11 protein-coding genes are annotated in these 19,835 nt (G+C 37.8%); 7 read left to right on the top strand and 4 right to left on the bottom strand.

The features are described 5' to 3' along the window. The first annotated feature begins 8 nt into the window (after positions 1 to 8). Together CJP74_RS01185 and CJP74_RS01180 are read left to right on the top strand one after the other, a co-directional pair. Positions 9 to 2,135, top strand: a complete 2,127-nt coding sequence (locus tag CJP74_RS01185; RefSeq protein ID WP_147397037.1) for a hypothetical protein — start codon at positions 9 to 11, stop codon at positions 2,133 to 2,135. A 371-nt stretch (positions 2,136 to 2,506) separates the two neighbouring features. Next, complete coding sequence (locus tag CJP74_RS01180) at positions 2,507 to 3,697, top strand: hypothetical protein (protein ID WP_147397036.1); 1,191 nt, start codon at positions 2,507 to 2,509, stop codon at positions 3,695 to 3,697. A 98-nt stretch (positions 3,698 to 3,795) separates the two neighbouring features. On the opposite strand, the gene CJP74_RS01175 is transcribed toward CJP74_RS01180, so the two are convergent. From CJP74_RS01175 to CJP74_RS01165, 3 genes are all read right to left on the bottom strand, one after another. Continuing rightward, entirely contained in the window at positions 3,796 to 5,772 is a 1,977-nt protein-coding gene (locus tag CJP74_RS01175) for a bifunctional 2',3'-cyclic-nucleotide 2'-phosphodiesterase/3'-nucleotidase (protein WP_222986822.1), read from the bottom strand. Between the two features lie 718 nt (positions 5,773 to 6,490). Next, positions 6,491 to 8,215 carry an apolipoprotein N-acyltransferase gene (lnt, locus tag CJP74_RS01170; protein WP_119496448.1) on the bottom strand — a complete coding sequence of 575 codons (1,725 nt, stop codon included), beginning with the start codon at positions 8,213 to 8,215 and terminating at the stop codon, positions 6,491 to 6,493. A 5-nt stretch (positions 8,216 to 8,220) separates the two neighbouring features. Continuing rightward, positions 8,221 to 9,528: a transporter associated domain-containing protein gene (locus CJP74_RS01165; RefSeq protein WP_119496447.1), complete on the bottom strand. Its 1,308-nt coding sequence runs from the start codon at positions 9,526 to 9,528 to the stop codon at positions 8,221 to 8,223. A gap of 62 nt (positions 9,529 to 9,590) precedes the next feature. Between CJP74_RS01165 and CJP74_RS08040 the strand changes: the two genes are divergently transcribed. The 5 genes from CJP74_RS08040 (at position 9,591) to trmD (ending at position 16,149) form a co-directional block, all read left to right on the top strand. Continuing rightward, positions 9,591 to 9,728 (top strand): hypothetical protein, encoded by a 138-nt coding sequence (locus CJP74_RS08040; protein WP_222986820.1) that lies wholly within the window; start codon positions 9,591 to 9,593, stop codon positions 9,726 to 9,728. 720 nt (positions 9,729 to 10,448) lie between these two features. Further along, the gene (gene thrA, locus CJP74_RS01160) at positions 10,449 to 12,914 is read left to right on the top strand and encodes a bifunctional aspartate kinase/homoserine dehydrogenase I (protein ID WP_119496446.1); all 2,466 of its coding nucleotides are present in this window, start codon (positions 10,449 to 10,451) and stop codon (positions 12,912 to 12,914) included. Next, positions 12,914 to 13,975: a homoserine kinase gene (gene thrB / locus CJP74_RS01155; protein WP_119496445.1), complete on the top strand. Its 1,062-nt coding sequence runs from the start codon at positions 12,914 to 12,916 to the stop codon at positions 13,973 to 13,975. The genes thrA and thrB overlap by 1 nt, the downstream gene beginning before the upstream one ends. After that, complete coding sequence (gene thrC, locus CJP74_RS01150) at positions 13,975 to 15,279, top strand: threonine synthase (protein ID WP_119496444.1); 1,305 nt, start codon at positions 13,975 to 13,977, stop codon at positions 15,277 to 15,279. The genes thrB and thrC overlap by 1 nt, the downstream gene beginning before the upstream one ends. Positions 15,280 to 15,339: 60 nt before the next feature. Further along, positions 15,340 to 16,149, top strand: coding sequence for a tRNA (guanosine(37)-N1)-methyltransferase TrmD (trmD, locus tag CJP74_RS01145; RefSeq protein WP_119496443.1), 810 nt, complete (start codon positions 15,340 to 15,342; stop codon positions 16,147 to 16,149). Between the two features lie 236 nt (positions 16,150 to 16,385). Here the strand turns inward: trmD and CJP74_RS01135 are convergent. Then, positions 16,386 to 19,835 (bottom strand): beta strand repeat-containing protein (locus CJP74_RS01135; protein WP_147397035.1); only part of this gene is annotated, 3,450 nt, incomplete at its 5' end.

Below are 19,835 nucleotides of genomic sequence, written 5' to 3'. Positions count from 1 at the left end.
GCAAAAAAATGAATTATGCTCCGGATCTCTACCGAGCAATTTTAATAGAATTAGAGTTTACGGTAAACTTTACCAATCGCTTAAATTTTAATGACCCTATAGTAAATTCAATTTTCCATTTAAATCGAACCATTAACTCGCAAAAACATGGGCGCGAAAAATCATTTAACCATGATTCAAATCGTGCTTTTCGTTTAGTTAATACCGAGGGTAAAAAAGCTTATAGCACAGGGTTATTAGTTTTAACTTTTAGCTCGTTATACGCTTCTTTATTAATAGCAAATAACGACGATCGCGATTTACGTCATATTATTCTCATGAAAATGGTAACCTACTATGATTACTATTTAACCGAGATAGATACTAAGAACGCTTTTGCTAATGTCGAAGCTCTTAACCTAAATGAAATCGACTATATGGCAGAAAAAATGCGTGATCCTAACAATGGTTTTGAACAAATAGCTCCAGAGCGCTATAAAAAGTTCCCACCATTTGTTTTAACTAGTGCAATGTTTAAGTTTGTGTTTGCTTACTTACACAAAGAACACAATATCTATAACCAACAACGCATTTTAGATCTGTTAGATCTATATATGTCGAGTTATAGTTACATTGCCTTTAGTTTAGGTTTAGGAGCATGCTATCACGCTAGTCTGGCTAAAATAGATCTTGAATCTCAAGCTCCATTCTGGTTCTTTAGATTTGATCTTACCGATCAACACACGCGTAGTTTAAGCTACATTGTTGATCACTATGTTTATAACCCAGAACTAGGGCTTCCAGAAAACTACTATAAACTTGGACGTTTATTTGCTAATAGTGGTAAACCTTTACATGAGTTTGCTCGTTCAGTAAAACACTTAGGAACTTTAGCTTGTTTCCCACGTCGAGAAGAACAAAAAGAATTTTTCCAAGAGCAAATTAATAAACAAAAGCAAAACTATCCAGAGAGCTTTAACTTTATTGTTGATTCTTTACGTAAAGCCTATGCTCGTATTCTTCATACCATGGAAGAATTAAGAGAAAAACAACAAGACCCAAATCAAGGCATTAATCCAACCTTTACTAGCAAGGATCCTGAGTTAAATCTTGATGCGGTAATCGATCTCAATAGCTATCTTAAAAATAAAGACGATCCTCTTTATTTTGCTAACCATGTTTATCATTTAGCGGATATCTATACCAATTGCACTGAGTTACCAGACTATGTAGCAATTGACTATAACTCACCAGATCTTCTCGATGTGTTTATCGATAGCTATGGAGATGAACAAGGTTCGGTGTATGTTCCTGCTTTTGTTGAACCTAAAGCCCAAGCTTTAGCTCCAGTTGTATTACAACATGCTCATAGTGTTCTTGCCGAAGACCTCAACTCAGAGCAACAAGAGTTTGTTAAGAAAATGATTTCGCTGCAAACAAGCCAAACTCAAGCTTTAGATTTAGCCCAAGACTATGCTCCGCAAGTACAAGCTTATCAAGAAAATGTAGCTAAAGTGCTGGATGAGTACACAGCAATGCGTAGTTTACGCATCCGTCAAAGAGAGCAAAAATACACGCCAGAGCAACTCGAGTTCTTAAAAGAAGCTTACAAAAATGCGTTTGCTAACTATAGTCAGCGTAAAAAAGGTAATAAAGAAAAATACTTTTTAGCAAGTGAAGTTTTACCGCAAAATCGTGTTGGGGCTCTCAAAAATGTTAAAGCCAAGATTAAAGTGTCTTTAAGTGAGCTATTAACTCCTACTTTTGCTCACCAAGATAAACTTGCTCTTGTTGCCAAAGCACAAAGCCAAAAAGATCGCCAATTCCGTGGTAAAGCAACTCCTGAAGGTTTTGGGCAAATTGACAAGCTTCTCGAAGCCAAACAAACTAAACCAGAATCAGCAGGGCGTCCAAATCTTGAGCAGGCTTTATTCTCGCATATGCAAGCCCAGCAACAAAGAAATGCTCGCAATCTAGGTGAAGACTTAAATTACTTAAACAGCCTTAAAGAAACAATTAACGGCGACTTCTCAGTGCCATTTAGCGAACCAGAACCAGAGGTAAAAGCACCTGAGAGAAAAGTTAAAAAAGTTGTTATCCCAAAAAATAAAGTAATGCGAGTAAGTCGCTCGGCACGTAAACGTGGCAAAAAATAAAAAAATAGAACTCTTAGGTAACTAAGGGTTCATTTTTTTGTTGAAAAAATAATAAATAATTACTCAATTTTATGTACTTAAAATAAACAATTATGCCCTTGTCTATCTTAAAAGACCTACTTAAAGTAAGGGTTTTTGGCGAGATCTTTTCTTGAGGAAGTAATTTAGCTTGCCTAATTATCCTTTACTTAGTTAAATAATATAAATGATCTGTCATTTATCTATAAAAGTTATTTTTTCTCAGCTCAATAAAATAGGTATAATGCTTAATATTGTCTAAATAGTAATGATTGCTATTTAGCCGTTAACTCCAAGTTTTTTGGAGTTTTCTCTAATTTTTTTGTTTTTTTTTGTTTGTTGTTTTGAATTATATGTTTAAGAAGACTTTAATTTCTCTCGCCCTAGCAACAGCTGTGGTAAGCACTAGCTCGGCTGCTGTGCGACTTCTTTCTTGGAATGATAATAAATCAAGCCTAAGCTTTGCAGGTCATGTACGTTTAGGTTACCTTGACCAAAATAATCAAACTAAGAATGAAGCTAACTATGTAAAAAATGACTCTGGAGTATGGAGTTTACGTACGCGTTTAATGTTTACTCTACGTCAGTACATTAACGATGACTTAACTGCAGGAGCATATTTACGAGCGACTCACACTTTCTCAAGTACTCATGCTTATAGAGTAACTTGGACTTATGCTGATCGTTCTTACGGGGCAAAAACCTATTCACCTAGACACAATAAAATGCCAGTGCGAATCGACCGTTTCTACACTTACTTAGATAGTAAAACCTATGGTCGTTTAACTCTTGCTTTATCTACAGGTGATTATGTTACAGCTCAAGGTTCTGCTGACGTACGTGACTTTGGTACAAGTACTCTTTATTTAGGTAACCAAAAGCGTGCTATTACCTATGCTTACTTAGATACACAAGATCGCTTAATTAACTATACTACTCCTAATTTAAGTGCTAATGTACCTCTAAGTGCCTCTGTTTCTTATGGTGACATGCGTAGTCAACAAACTCTAAATGGTGAAAATAAACGCCGTTACGATACAGAAGTATCTGGTGCTTTAATTTACCAATTAGGTAACCTAGGTCAAGTGCAACTTTTAGCTGCACAAAAACAAGTATACGCAAGCTATACAAATAAATATGCAACTAAAGGTTTCCAATTAGGTGCTGATCTACGTCCATTAGGTAATTTACGTGTTCGTGCGGAAGTGAGTACGGCTAAAGCTGAAACAGCGGCGACCAGCACTCGTTACACGAGTGCTGGTATTGACCTAAGCTATAGGGTAGGTGCTTTTACTCCTTATACTGGTTTCCTATATGCTAATACAGAAATCAAATCTAAGACTGGTGCAGCAACAAGAGCTAACAATGCTTATGAAGGTTACTTCGGTACTTCATATAACTTAGCAAGTAAAGTATTAGGTACTTTTAACTTTACTGTATTTGCTGAAGGGTTAGTATCTTATACTGACTACTATAAAAACTATGGTACACAATTATCTGCACATAGATTTGCTGTGGCAACAGGTTTAATTACTACATGGTAAGAGAAATTTAGTTCGAACCAAATAAGTCCTCGCTTTTGCGAGGACTTAATTTTATTCTAAAAAAATACCTCCGAACTTAAAGCTCGGAGGTTATTTTATTATTTATTATTGTGGTTTTGGATAAGAAGATTAGGTTGATATTTAGAAAGATCAATGCGGTATTCTTGGAATCCAGCACTATCTAAACCTAATTTAGTTAATGGCCATACAGAGTTTTGTAAGGTCCAACGTACTGCTTTATCATCTGGAGCAGAGAAAATCACTACGTTTAACTTATCCCCATCTGGAATAGGTACAAATGACCAGCTTGGCGTAGTATCAATAGATACAGGTTTGCCTTGTTTTGCTACTTCACTTACATAGTCCATAATAATTTCTTGCGAAGTTGATAAACTTGCATAAACAATATGTTCTGGACCTGTACCTGCCATACGACCACCGTTCGCACGGAAGTTGTTAGTTGCCACTAACACTTGGTCAGTGTCTTTAACTTCAGTACCGTCTAAGTATCTGAGGTTAACAATACGACCAGCCCCTACAGTACGAGTTGGACGACAAGATGAAGTGAATTTTTGTGGTTTGGTAACGTCAATTTGGTAAGTTACCCCGTAGAATACATCAAAGTTGTAAGTACGGTAACCTTGGTAGTTAATTAAATCTTGACGTTGATCTGTACCTGTATAGATTTGATTAAATTGTCCTGCTGCACATTCTAACCAGTTTCTTACATCAGCTCCTGTAGCTTTAACTACATTGAACATGTTTGGATAAACGTACACATCTGAAACGTTACGTAAAGAGAAAGTACCATTATCTACGGCAACAAAGTTAGTTACGTCATTGTGACGTTCACCATATTTGAATGGAGCTTGAGTTGAAAGAAGTTTATAACCCGCAAACTCTTTACCTTCGTCTGCTACCCATTTTTGTAAAGTAGCTAACTGAATTTGGTTAACAAATTTAACCGCATAGTCATCTTGAGTTAGAGCAAGGTAACCGTAAAGGTTATCGGTTAATTGACCAATTGGTGAGTTAGCATATTCACGTGTTTTTTGGTGGGTATCAGCTAATACTTGCACTAAACCTTTGTCTTCTTCTACAAGAGCTTGACGTTTTTGGTTATCGTAAATAGGACGAGTAAAGCCCACAGATTGTTGCGGATCAACTTTCCATTTGCCATTAGCATCTTGCACTAAAACTAAATCTACAATCCCTAAGTGATCACCCCAACGTCCTGGCATTACTGAAGGAACACCATTGATTAGACCACGTTTAATGTCAGCTCCAGCAATGTGTTTGAATTCTTCCGAAGGGAAAACAGCATGCGAGTGCCCAAACATTACCGCATCTATATCAGGAACTTTAGTGAGGTTAATAACCTGGTTCGGGAATAAAGAGTTAGACGGAGCAGCTACACCAATTCCTGAGTGAGGAATAGCAATAATAATGTCAGCTCCTTTAGCTTTCATTTCAGGAATGAATTTTTTAGCTGTATCAACAATTGGAGCAGCTGTAACATGACCAGTTAGTTTATCAGCATCCCATTGCATAATTGCTGGTGGAGTAAAACCAATATAACCAACTTTAATCGTGTGTTTGTTACCTGCAGTATCAACTACTTCTTTTTCCTGAATAATGTAAGGCGTATAGTAGTTTTCTCCTGTTTTAGCGTCATAAACGTTAGCATTGATAACAGGAACTTTAGCAAGTTTTTGTGCTGTATCTACAACTTTTTGTAAATAAGGTAAGCCATAGTTGAACTCGTGGTTACCTATGTTAGATACATCATATTGTAAGTATTGAAACGCTTGATAGGCTGGGTGAATTTTAAATGATTTAAAGTTATCATTTAGTGCCCAGTTACCAATCATACCACCTTGGATTAAATCTCCATTATCTACTAGCACGTAGTTAGTTGCTTCAGCACGAGCTTGTTTAATTAAAGTTGCCGTACGAGTTAGACCATAGTTTAACACTGGGGCATCTTTAAAGTAGTCGTATGAAGTATAGTAAGCGTGAAGATCGGTAGTTTCGATAACACGGAATTTAATGGTTGGTGCATCTGCAAACGCCATACTTGCAAAACCCAACCCTACAAATGTAGCAGATAATTTAGCTAATCTTAATTTCATAATGCTCAGAGAGTAAAGTTTTTAATACACAACGTACTTTTAAAAAGTACAGGATAGCCTTAATATTTGACAAAATCTGAGCTTCAAATCTTTATCCTAATCAAGTTAGGAAACTAACAAGCAGCTCAAGATCAAGCTGCATAGAAAAGCCTTCGCCCATATTGTACTAAAAAAAAGGATTAAATGGGGAAAAATTTTACGCATTAGCAAGAAAAAATTGTTAGCCCATAAGTTAATATGAAGAGGGTAAAAGCCTAAAAACCTGATAAACAAGAGGAAAAAATAGAAAAAAGAGCAAAGAAAGTTGTGTTGCCAAATAAGAGCATCTGCAAAAGCTAAAGTGCAAAACAGGCAGAGAGTCAAAAAAAGATAAAGGGTAAAAAAGCCAGAAGGACAGAAAAGGATAAAGGGTAAAAAAGACCAGAGAGAAAAGGAAAAGAATATGGTAAACTAAGCCCACAAAAAGTAATTAAAGCTACAATATGCCCATAAAAAAATTAGCTATAAAAAAGTCCTCTGAATTTAGAAAATTCAGAGGACTTTTAAGTATAAAGTGTTAGTTTAAAGCACTAATAGCTTGTTTAAAACTCAAGAGCTTAATAAAACTCAAGAAGTTTTTAGTAACTTTGCTAACTAATTTAAGTGAATTAACTCAGCTTAATTAAACATTACGATTGTTACTGGTCATTAATGCCACACAAGCACGAACAATACCTACCGCAAATAAGAAGATTAACGCTAAGGCAAAGTTCATTAAGCGACTATACTCTTGATATGGGGTAGTTCCCGTAACATTGTAGTATTGTCCAACTAAGACACGAGCTTGGTTTTGTGGGAGATAGTTTACTACCTGACCTTGCTCATTAATAATTGCGGTAATACCATTATTAGTAGCTCTCAATGTATATCTTTGGCTTTCTAAAGAACGGTAACGGGCAACATTTAAGTGTTGAGCAGGACCTTGATCATTACCAAACCACACGTCGTTACTAATATTAATGAGAACATTAGTATCTGAGTTAATTTGACGCATTAGTTGCTCAGCAAATAAAGCATCATAGCAAATTAATACTGCTGCTTGGCTTGCAGAAGTTTTTATATTAGCTTGATACTTTTGTCCAGTGGAAAACGGACTATTAACAATATTCTCGATTCCTGGAATAGGTAAGTATTTAAGTACACTTGCAAAAGGAACATATTCCCCAAAAGGAACCAGATGTTGTTTTAAATAGCTTTGCACCAGAACTGGCTGATCATTTAAGTGTTCAATGCGATTTGGTGCTAGTACTGCTCCTGCTACTGAAGCAGGATTAGTTAGTACCAGAGCGGCATTGTAGTTACGAATTTTATCATCTTGCATTGCTACGCCAAGAGTACCTAGTATTAGATCCCCATTAAGCGGAGCTAAAGGAGCATAGATACTCGCTAAATAACCTAAGGTTGGCGCTACATACGGACTATTGGCATAGAGTGGATTAGCGTCAAGCGAGTAAAATGACATTAACGCTGACTCAGGAAGAATCCATAGTCGAGGAGCAGCTTGCCCTTGATTGTTTAGCGTTTGCCCAATCAGATTTTGATACTGGGCTACCATTTGCGGTTGGCTTTCGAGTAGATTACGCTCATGCGAAGTAAAATTCGGTTGCACTAAAGCCACGCTTATAGGCGTATTTGCTTTGCTGGTATATTGCACATAGTAAAAATGAGCTGCAACATAACCGACTGCAAGAAGAAATAAAGCCACAAAGTCTGTACGCCAAGCAATGCGTTGTTGACGGTCGATCGTTTGTCGACGTAAGCTCATGGTCATAGGTTGTTGACGACTGAGAACAATTTTATGTACCAGAGCGTAAATAAAAGTAATAAAGGCAAACTGACTAAATTGCACTAAGTAGGTTCCGCCAATAGGTGCAAGTAATGCCCCTACCGCATTGCTATTAGCATAAGCAAGGTTTAACCAAGGGAAGTTTGCTACAAGGTTATACCAAAGGTAAGTTACCCCACTAAAAAGAAGCGGAAGGAAAATAAAGTTTCTTCCGCGTCCATTCCAAAGAATGGCAAGAATAAGGGAACGTACCCCTAGTCCTAAACTTATTGCTAGCACTACTACTTGGCTCATGCCCGTAGGTAGATCGCCAAAATAGTTTAGAGCTTGGTTTAACCAAGATAAAGTAGCATAACTAAAAGCTACATCCCACACATAGGGAATTAAATAACTGCCTCGCTTTTTACTCGCTTTAATCTGTAAAAAGAAAATATAGAAAAAGAGGCTCACAAAAAGAGCAAGGCTATTATAGTAAGGAGCAAAACCTAAATAGGTAAAATAACCAACAAAGGCTGCAAAAAGAACAAGCGGAAAACGCATACTCCAAGAAGAAATTACCATAAGTTCTATTTCTCCTGTTCTGCTTTATCATTAGTAAGAGGTGCTTGCTCTGGGTTTACCGTTGCCGTTGCATTTACTTGCTCTGCTTGAGCCTTTGCTTGCTCTGCCTGAGCGTTTTCTTGCTCTGTTTGAGCACTTGCTTGCTCTGCTTGAGCATTAGCTTGTTCAGCTTGAGCATTAGCTTGTTCAGCTTGAGCGTTAGCTTGTTCAGCTTGAGCGTTAGCTTGTTCAGCTTGAGCGTTAGCTTGCTCTCCTTGAGCCTTTGCTTGCTCAGCTTGAGCGTTAGCTTGTTCTGCTTGAGCATTTGCTTGTTCAACTTGAGCATTAGCTTGCTCTGTTTGAGCCTTAGCTTGCTCTGCTTGAGCATTAGCTTCAGCTACTACCTGAGCAGCCTGTTCGGTATTAGTTACCTCAGCAATTTCTTTTTTCAGTTTTACACTATAGTCTTGAATGGCTCTTACTCTTAGTTTGAGAATTTGACGTTCATTAACTTGGGTAATACGAGCAATTAGTTTGCCTGGAATTAAGTCTATAGACTCATTACGTATAGGCATGTGTCCGAGTAAACCAAAAACATAGCCCCCAATAGTATCAAACTCTTGATCTGAAAGTTCACAACCAAAAGCTTCGTTAAAGAGATAAATTGGGGTTTTAGCTAAAACATCAAAAGATGTTTTACTTACTTGCTGGATAAAGAGATCTTCTTTATCAAACTCATCTGAAATATCACCAACAATTTCTTCAAGAATATCTTCAATAGTAATTAATCCTGAAATCTCCCCAAACTCATTAACTACTAGAGCTAGATGAGTACGTGAACTTTGGAACTCTTGTAATAAAGTAGTTACATGTTTGGTTTCAGGGATAATTTTAATTGGTTTGGCAATTTCCGTGAGGCTTACTTGATCTACTTTTTGGTCAATAAGAACACGAAGTAAATCTTTCGTAAAAAGTAAGCTAATTGCTTCTTGATCGTCGTTGTTGTCATCGAGAATTGGATAACGACTATGCCCGTTTTCTAATACGGCATTTAATACATCTTCGAGAGTTTGGTCAGACTCAAAGTAATCAATATGAGCACGTGGGATCATGAGATCACGAGCACGTAAATTACGAATGCTTAATACCCCTTTTAACATTTTAGCAATGTGAATATCTATTGCTTTATTGTTGTTGAGGTATTCAATTTGTTGTTCAAGGTCTTCTGCAGATTCTACCGAACCTGGTTTATTTGTTAGAACCGCAATTAGTTTTTGGCGGCTTTTATTAATAAGATTATTTGTTATTGTTTTTATCTGTTCTAGAAATGACATATTAATGTTTGGCTTGATAGCTAAAAAAGTCTTTTTTATTATATTATACTACCGCAAGGAAAATGGCAAAAAAAATGCCAATCTTTAGTAGCACGGCTAGAAAATACGGGAAAAATAAAAACTTTTCACAAAAAGATAAAAATTTTTACCGCAGGATAAAGGCAGACCTAAAAGCAAAGCTAGAGAGTAAATCAAAGTAAGACCTAAAAAAGCCTAATTAACGACCAAGCCCTGCTAAAATCACACCCCAAACGGAAAACAAAAGCCAAACAAAAGATCAAGCCTTGCTACCCCCTTGCCTCTAACCTAAGCTCAGGCAAACGATAAAAAACTAAGTTCAAGCAAGCGATAAAAAACTCAGCAGAGAAAAGAGATAAAAAATCTAACCTCAAGCAAACGATTAAAAACTCAGCAGAGGCAAGTGAGAAAAAACCAACCTCAAGTAAACTATAAAAACCAACCTCAAACAAGCATAAAACTATCCGTTAGCTCTACCTCAACCCCCTCAAGACAACCCTAAAAGCAGACTTTTTTACTTTATTTATCAAAGTTTTAGTTAGAAAAGTTAATAAAAGTACTTTTCTTAGCTTGGTTCTGTGTTAACATAAATATATAGTAATTATTTCCCCAAGCTAGAGATTTTTTTATGTTTTTAAATTTAACAACCACCACCTTGAAGTAGACTAGTTATTTTCAGGTGGATAATAATTTTAATTTTGATTAGACTTAATCGTAAAATATCTATCTTCCTGTAAGTAGTTAGTCAAACTTAGTAATTGGTGGCTAGCTACATTAAGTGTGTGTAAAACTTTCTCTAGTGAGGAAAAAAAGCGAGCCACCAAGGCTCGCTTTTTTGCGTTAAAAGCAAGGTTTTTTAATATAATATATAGAGGAAAAATCCTTCAATAATAGGTAAAATTATGAAAGTTTTAAAATTTGGCGGTACATCGGTAGCTAATGCCGCAGCATTTCAAAATGTCGCAAAAATCATTCGTGCAGCTTACGAAAGTGAAGGCGTAGCTGTAGTTTTATCAGCTCCTGCAAAAGTAACTAACCTTTTGCATGCAGCTATAGGTCAAGCTCAAGCTAATGGTACTTATCGTTCTTCTTTAGGAGCAGTAGAAGATATAGTTTATAGTATTGCTCATGGTCTTGCCGAACCAGAGCAAGCTGATAAATGGTTAGTGGGCTTAGGCGCAATTCTTAACGAAGTTGAATATAGCTTAAAATCTCTTACGCTAAATAAACAAATTAGCGATGCTGAATTTGCTTATGTTGTAAGTGCAGGTGAACGTTGTTCGGTATTTTTAATGCAACAATACCTTGATCAACTTGGTCAAGCTAATGACATTATTTTACCTTGGGACTATCTGGTTGCTAATGATGACAACTTCTTTGAAGCTTCAATTGATGTTTTAGCTTCCCAAGCTAAATTTAAAACTTTAGAATTTAACCGTAAAACAATTTACTTAATGCCAGGGTTTACTGCGGGTAATGCTCAAGGGCAAGTAATGCTCTTAGGACGCAATGGTTCAGATTACTCGGCAGCTTTATTAGCAGCTTGTACTAATGCTAGTGCTTGTGAAATCTGGACAGATGTAGATGGTGTATACACTTGTGATCCAAATATAGTTGAAGATGCTTTATTACTCCCAGAGCTCTCTTACCAAGAGGCAATGGAGTTAAGCTACTTTGGGGCTAAAGTTCTTCATCCAAAAACAATTAGTCCAATTGCTCAATTTAGAATTCCTTGCGTTATTAAAAACGTTAATAAACCGCAAGATGCAGGAACAATTATTGTTGACTCGAGCCAATTAAAACCTAGCCAACAACACATTAAGGGTATTACTTCTCTAAACAATGTGGCTATGTTCAACGTGGCAGGTCCAGCAATGATTGGGCAAGTGGGGATAGCAGCTCGTATTTTTGATACAGTATCGCGTGCAGGCGTATCTTTAATTCTCATTACCCAAAGTTCATCTGAATACTCAATTGGTTTCTGTTGTACCGAAAGTGACGCAAGCAAGTGTTTAGCAGCTCTAGAACAAGAGTTTGCTAGCGAAATTGCTCAGGGAGCTTTAGATCCAATCGAAGTACAGCACGATTTAGCAATAGTTTCTGTAATTGGGGATAACATGAAAAACCTCAAAGGAACAGCTGCTAAATTCTTCTCGGCTTTAGCTTTAACTAATGTAAGTATTATTGCTATTGCCCAAGGTTCTTCAGAGCGTGCTATTTCTACGGTAATTCGTGGTAACCAAGTAATTGAATCGGTACGAGCAACGCACCGCATGCTCTTTAACTCAAAGAAGATTATTCGTACTTATATTGTTGGCGTGGGTGGAGTTGGAAGCGAACTCTTATCACAAATTTTACGTCAGAAAGAATACTTAGCAAGTAAAAACGTAGAAATTGCAATTTGTGGTATTGCTAATAGTCGTAAATGGCTTCTTGACCCTAAAGGTTTAGAACTCGATGAAAACTGGCGTCAACGCCTCGAAGAAGAAGGTTTAGAGTATACGCTCTCTGACTTTATTCGCCGCGTAGAAATTGACCATGTAGTTAATCCAGTATTTGTGGATTGTACTTCAAACCAAAACATTGCTGATAGCTATGTGCGTCTGCTAGAAGCAGGCTTTAATATCGTAACGCCAAACAAAAAAGCTAATACTTCTTCTTACGCTTATTATCAAAAAATGCGTGAAGTGGCACAAAGAGAACAACGTCGCCTCATGTATGAAACTAACGTAGGTGCAGGTCTTCCTGTAATTGAAAACCTGCAAAATCTCATTGCCGCAGGTGACGAAATTGAAACCTTTAATGGTATTCTTTCAGGTTCGCTTTCGTACATTTTTGGTGAACTCGAAAATGGTACGCCTTTATCACAAGTAACTGCTAAAGCACGTGAATTAGGCTTTACCGAACCAGATCCACGTGATGACCTTTCAGGGCAAGACGTAGCTCGTAAGCTTCTGATTCTCGCTCGTGAATCAGGTCTTGAACTTGAATTAAGCGATATAGTAGTAGAACCTGTATTACCAGTTGGCTTTGCTCAAGGTCTTTCTACCGAAGAGTTTATGGCAAAACTGCCTGAACTAGATGCTGAGTTCTCAGCACGCGTAGAAAAATGTAAAGCCGAAGGTAAGGTAATGCGTTATGTAGGGCAAATTGATCACGGTAAATGCTCAGTAAAAATTATGGAAGTAGGGGCTGATGATCCACTTTACAAGGTTAAAGGTGGTGAAAATGCTCTTGCCTTCTATACGCGCTACTATAACCCAATTCCATTATTACTCCGTGGTTACGGGGCAGGTAATGATGTTACAGCAGCTGGTATTTTCTCTGATATTCTTCGTACGCTGCAAAGTTATGGAGGCATACGTTAATGCAAGTAGCTGTATATGCACCCGCAACTTCAGCCAATCTTAGTGTAGGTTTTGATTTACTGGGCTTGGCAGTAAGACGCCTTGACGGTAAAAGACTGGGCGATATAGTAGTAGCTGCTGATTTTAGCGAGCAAGATACTAATCTAGCTCGCCCAGGCGAGCCTGCTCTAGCCTTTGCGGGCAAGGGTAAGTTTATTGGTAAACTAGCTGATAAACTAGAAACTAACCTTGTTTACAAGGCCTATGTTCTCTATCGACGTGAGCTTCAAGCTCGCGACCATGAGGTTAAGCCTTTAGCTTTAACTCTCTATAAAAACATGCCAGTAGGCTCGGGCTTAGGTTCGTCATCTTCTTCGGCAGTAGCAGCTTTGGTAGCCCTTAATGAGTTTCATGGGCAACTACTAGAAAAAACCACCATGCTAGCTCTTATGGGCGAGCTCGAAGGTACAGTTTCGGGTTCGGCACATTATGACAATGTTGCCCCTGCTTACCTAGGTGGGTTACAACTTATGTTGCCTCCAGCTTATGCTCCTTATCCAGGAGCACCTGAGCGCCCAGTTAAAGAGGGAGCTCTAACCCAAGAGTTACCAATTTTTGAGCAATGGTACTGGGTTTTAGCTTATCCTGGGATAGTTATAAAAACCGAGGATGCTCGTCGCATTCTCCCAGATAGCTATAGTCGAAGCCAAATTATTGCCCAAACTGCTTATATGGCAAGCTTTGTTCATGCTTTATATCTTGGGGATCAAGAGCTAGCAGCACGAAGTTTACGTGATCTAGTTGCCGAACCTTATCGTGAGCAACTTTTACCTAATGCTGATAAGATTCGCACTTTACTTTACCAAGCAGGAGCTTTAGCTTGTGGGATTTCGGGTTCGGGTCCAACTTTTTATGCTCTAGCAAATAACCTTGCTACTGCCCAAAAACTGCAAGAGGTTTTTGCTCAACACTACCTACAAAACGAAGAAGGTTTTGTTTATATTTGCCAAACGGACTTTGATGGAGCCGTAGTTTTAAGTGAGCAAGAGTTTGCTCAGTTTTTACGCCAAGAGGAAATTTAATGCAATTGTATAATATTAAACACCCCGAGGAAAAAGTATCATTTAAACAAGCAGTATTGCAAGGTTTAGGTAAGGATCAAGGTTTATTTTTCCCGAGTGAAATTCCTAGCTTTAGCCCTGAGCAAATTCAAGAGCTTTTAGCTTTACCTTTCCAAGAGCGAGCTGCTAAAGTTCTTGGTGCTTTTATTGGTGATGAATTTAGTCCAGAGCAAGTACAAGAGTTAGTAAATAATGCCTTTAACTTCCCTGTACCTGTAGTTGAGGTAGAGCCTGGTGTTTATACTTTAGAACTTTTCCATGGTCCAACTTTAGCTTTTAAAGACTTTGGTGGACGCTTTATGTCGCAAGTTTTACGTCTGCTCGCGCAAGAACGTAAAATTACTATTCTTACAGCAACTTCGGGAGATACAGGGGCGGCTGTAGCTCATGCCTTTTACCAAGTCCCAAATATTGAAGTAATAGTACTTTATCCAAAAGGTCGTATTTCTGAGTTACAAGAAAAACTTTTCTGTACTCTCGGCGACAATATTAAAACTATTGCGATTAACGGTGACTTTGATGCATGTCAGGCATTAGTAAAACAAGCTTTTGATGATGAGCACTTACGTGAAGTAATTGGCTTAAACTCAGCTAACTCAATTAACATTAGCCGTTTATTAGCCCAAATTACTTACTACTTTGAAGCTTATGCTCGTGTGCCTCAAAACAAAGAAGTTGTAATTAGTGTTCCTTCGGGCAACTTTGGTAACCTAACTGCAGGTTTACTAGCTAAGGCTCTTGGCTTACCTGTAGCTAAGTACATAGCTGCAACTAATGCCAATGATACAGTGCCACGTTACCTAGCTTCAGGCAAATGGGAACCTCATCAAACTCAAGCTACTTTGTCTAATGCTATGGATGTTTCTCGTCCAAACAACTGGCCACGTATTGAAGAGCTGTTCCGCGTGAAAAACTGGAAATTTGAGCAAGATTTATTCTCGGCTCCAGTTTCTGATGCTCAAACTGCCCAAACTATTGTTGCTTTAGATGGTTTAGGTTATGTTTCTGAACCTCATGGAGCTGTAGCTTATCGCGTGCTTAAAGACTACTTAAAAGACGAGCAAGTAGGTATTTTCCTAGGTACAGCTCATCCAGCTAAATTTAAAGGCGAAGTAGAAAATATTTTAGGACGCGAAATTGCTTTACCTGAGCAATTAGCAAAATATAAAGATCGTCCTTTATTATCAGAAAACTTTGATGCTGACTATGCAACTTTAAAAGAGTTTCTTTTAAGCCATACAGCGGCAGCTAAAGCCCATAAATAAAACCAAAAAAAGAGTCTAAGCCTTGTCTTAGACTCTTTATTAGTACAGGAGTAGCCTAGCATGAGTAAATGGTTCGGGGTAATTACGATTTTCCCTGAAATGTTTAAAGCAATTAGTGATTGGGGCATCACCAAACAAGCCTTAAAAGCAGGACTCTACGAATTAGAGGTATTTAATCTCCGTGATTTTACTACCGACAAGCATAAAACGGTTGATGATCGTCCTTTTGGGGGCGGTCCTGGCATGCTGATGAAAATTGAGCCTTTAGAACGAGCTCTAGAAGCTGCTAAAGCCCAAGCTGCTAGTAAAGGTGAGGCAGTGCAAACAATTTTATTATCCCCGCAAGGAAAGGTGTTTAATCACCAAGCTAGTGTTGAGCTTGCCCAATCTAACTGCAACTACATTTTTATTTGTGGACGTTATGAGGGCATAGACCAAAGATTTATTGATCGTTATGTAGATCAAGAATGGTCTTTAGGGGACTTTGTCCTCACAGGAGGCGAACTCGGAGCTATGACTATGATAGATGCCATTATCCGTCATATCCCGCAAGCTCTTAATACCAAAGAATCTGCCGAGCAAGATAGTTTTGCTAATGGTTTACTTGATTGCCCGCATTATACGCGTCCCGAAGTCTATCATGGGCAAGGAGTGCCTGAAGTACTACTTTCAGGACATCATGGTAATATTGAACTCTGGCGTCAAGAGCAATCGTTGCGCCGAACTTTAGAACGTCGTCCAGAGCTAATTGCTAAGTTAGAGCAAGAGCAAGCATTAACTAAAACGCAAATTAGTTTACTTGCTAAAATTCGAGGCTTACCAGATCCTTTTGCTAAAAAACCACGCAAAAAGAAAACAAGTAGAGAATAAAAAGAGAGAGCTTTATGCCTCTCTTTTTTTTATTGTGTAAGGCAGGGGATCTTTTTCCATTCTTCATTTTTTTCATTTTCGCCTATCCTCGGTTTTATTTTCTTTTTCTTCATTTTTTCTTTTCCTTCTCTTCATTTTTTCATTTTCCTTTTCTTCACTTTTCCCGAATTTCAGGCATAAAAAAAGGCAGACTAGCTGAGCTAGTCTGCACTTGCGATTTAGTTTAACTAAATCAATTACTCGTTACTACTACCTGAAGGATTATATCCAGGAGCTAAGATAGTCTTAGTTCTGAGGTAGCCAGGAACAAGTTGACATGATTGTTCGAAGCGACGACGATCGTCTCCAGAGATGTTGTATTTCTCAATAATCTCTTGCGTAGTTAGGTTTTGAGCGTCTTCGAGCGTTACGTTGTAACGTTCTAAGATGTCATCAATAACTACGTAACATGTTGAGATTTGGAAGCCATCTTTAGTTACGGTTACCCCTTCACCTGCTGGTAGAGGTACATCGTTATCGGTGATGTAGCCAGCTGAACGTTTAACTTCATCACTTTCATCTTCTAATAACCAATCATCGTAGTTCGGATCTATGCTAGGATCAACAACCGGATTAGTTATGGTTAGATTCGGGTTGTTTTGTTTAGTAGTATCCGTACCACAAGTCACATTGTTAATAACTGGGTTCTTATCGATAACACCTGAGTTATTAGTAAAGCTTACAGGATCACCACTGAGGTGAGTGTTGTTGGTGATATTAACATTGTTGTTATCAAAGGTATTAGAACCATTAGCATCAACAGTTATGTTCGTAAAGTTGAAGGTACTGTTGGTAATTGTTGAACTACCGTTTGTAGCATTCGAGTAGAAGTCTTTACCACTGAAGTTAGAGTTATTAATCGTAATATTCTCTTTAGCAGTGATATTAACATTGCCATTAGTTGTTACATTTGTACCTGTTACATTTACAGAACCATTAGTTGAGTTAATGTTCACATCACCTTGACTACTAATGTTAGTACCATTACCAATGTTCACCGCTTGGTTACCAGTAATGTTCACTGAACCGTTAGGAGCAGAGATATTTGTTGCATTAATAGTAGTTGTACCATTAGTTGCATTAATGTCTACACCTTGGTTACCAGTAATATTACTGTTTTCGATAGTAATGTTTTCTTTAGCAGTGATGTTAACTGTACCATTGTTAGCTGTTACATTCGAACCTGTAACATTTACTGAACCATTAGATGAATCAATAGTTACATTGTTACCAGCTGTAACGTTAGTACCGTTACCGATATTCACGCCTTGGTTACCAGTAATGTTCACTGAACCGTTTTCAGCAGTTACATTAGTTGCGTTAATAGTTGTAGTGCCGTTTTCAGCGTCGATATTAACACCTTGGTTACCAGAAATATTACTGTTTACGATAGTAACGTTTTCTTTAGCCGTGATGTTAACTGTACCATTGTTCGCTGTTACGTTAGAACCTGTAACATTTACTGAGCCATTAGATGAATCAATAGTTACATTGTTACCTGCTGTAACGTTAGTACCGTTACCGATATTTACGCCTTGGTTACCAGTAATGTTCACTGAACCGTTTTCAGCAGTTACATTAGTTGCATTAATTGTTGTAGTGCCGTTTTCAGCGTCGATATTAACACCTTGGTTACCAGAAATGTTGCTGTTTTCAATAGTAACATTTTCCTTCGCCGTGATGTTAACTGTACCGTTATTTGCAGTTACGTTAGAACCTGTAACATTTACTGAACCATTAGATGAATCAATAGTTACATTGTCAGCAGCTGTTACGTTAGTACCGTTACCAATGTTCACGCCTTGGTTACCAGTAATGTTCACTGAACCATTTTCAGAAGTAACATTAGTAGCGTTAATAGTTGTAGTGCCGTTTTCAGCGTCTACGTTAACACCTTGGTTACCAGAGATATTACTATTTTCGATAGTAACATTTTCTTTAGCTGTGATGTTAACTGTACCATTGTTAGCTGTTACGTTAGAACCTGTAACATTAACTGAGCCATTAGATGAATCAATAGTTACATTGTTACCAGCTGTAACGTTAGTACCGTTACCAATGTTCACCGCTTGGTTACCTGTAATGTTCACTGAACCGTTGTTAGAAGTAACGTTAGTTGCGTTAATAGTTGTAGTGCCGTTTTCAGCGTCGATATTAACACCTTGGTTACCAGAGATATTACTATTCTCGATAGTTGTATTTTCTTTAGCCGTGATGTTAACTGTACCATTGTTCGCTGTTACGTTAGAACCGATTACAGAAACAGAACCATTTGGTGAATCAACTGTTACGTTGTTACCCGCTGTTACATTAGTACCATTACCAATGTAAACACCTTGGTTACCAGTTACATTTACAGAACCGTTTTCACTTGTAACGTTAGTTGCGTTAATAGTTGTAGTGCCGTTTTCAGCGTCTACGTTAACACCTTGGTTACCAGAAATGTTGCTGTTTTCAATAGTAACATTTTCTTTAGCAGTGATGTTAACTGTACCATTGTTAGCTGTTACGTTAGAACCTGTAACATTTACTGAACCATTAGATGAATCAATAGTTACATTATCAGCAGCTGTAACGTTAGTACCGTTACCAATGTTCACCGCTTGGTTACCAGTAATGTTCACTGAACCGTTGTTAGAAGTAACGTTAGTTGCGTTAATAGTTGTAGTGCCGTTTTCAGCGTCGATATTAACACCTTGGTTACCAGAGATATTACTATTCTCGATAGTTGTATTCTCTTTAGCCGTGATGTTAACTGTACCATTGTTCGCTGTTACGTTAGAACCGATTACAGAAACAGAACCATTTGGAGTTGTTACAGTTACGTTGTCTGCAGCTGTTACATTAGTACCATTACCAATGTAAACACCTTGGTTACCAGTTACATTTACAGAACCGTTTTCACTTGTAACGTTAGTTGCGTTAATAGTTGTAGTGCCGTTTTCTGCATCTACGTTAACACCTTGTTTACCAGAGATATTACTATTTTCGATAGTTGTATTCTCTTTAGCAGTGATGTTAACTGTACCATTGTTCGCTGTTACGTTAGAACCGATTACAGAAACAGAACCATTTGGAGTTGTTACAGTTACGTTGTCTGCAGCTGTTACATTAGTACCATTACCAATGTAAACACCTTGGTTACCAGTTACATTTACAGAACCGTTTTCACTTGTAACGTTAGTTGCGTTAATAGTTGTAGTGCCGTTTTCTGCATCTACATTAACACCTTGTTTACCAGAGATATTACTATTCTCGATAGTTGTATTCTCTTTCGCAGTGATGTTAACTGTACCATTGTTAGCCGTTACGTTAGAACCTGTAACATTTACTGAGCCATTAGCTGAGTCAATAGTAACATTTTGTGGAGCAGTTACATTAGTACCATTACCGATATTAACACCTTGGTTACCTGTAATGCTAATTGAAGTATTTTCGCCAGTTGCTGTTAGGTTAGTAGCATTAACTGTCGCTGTACCATTAGTAGCATTGATAATTAAGCCAGTGTTACCAGAGATATTACTATTTTCGTTAGTAGTATTTTCTTTAGCTGTGATGTTAACTGTACAATTTTCTGCTGTTATGTTAGAACCGATAACAGAAACTGAACGGTTAGCTGAGTCAATAGTTACATTGTCAGATGTAGT

Origin of the sequence: Psittacicella melopsittaci (assembly GCF_003585925.1) — a bacterium.
GTDB classification, from domain to species: Bacteria; Pseudomonadota; Gammaproteobacteria; order Enterobacterales; family Psittacicellaceae; genus Psittacicella; species Psittacicella melopsittaci.
Note: the sequence above shows the minus strand (reverse complement) of the source record. Positions and strands in the feature narration are given on the sequence as shown.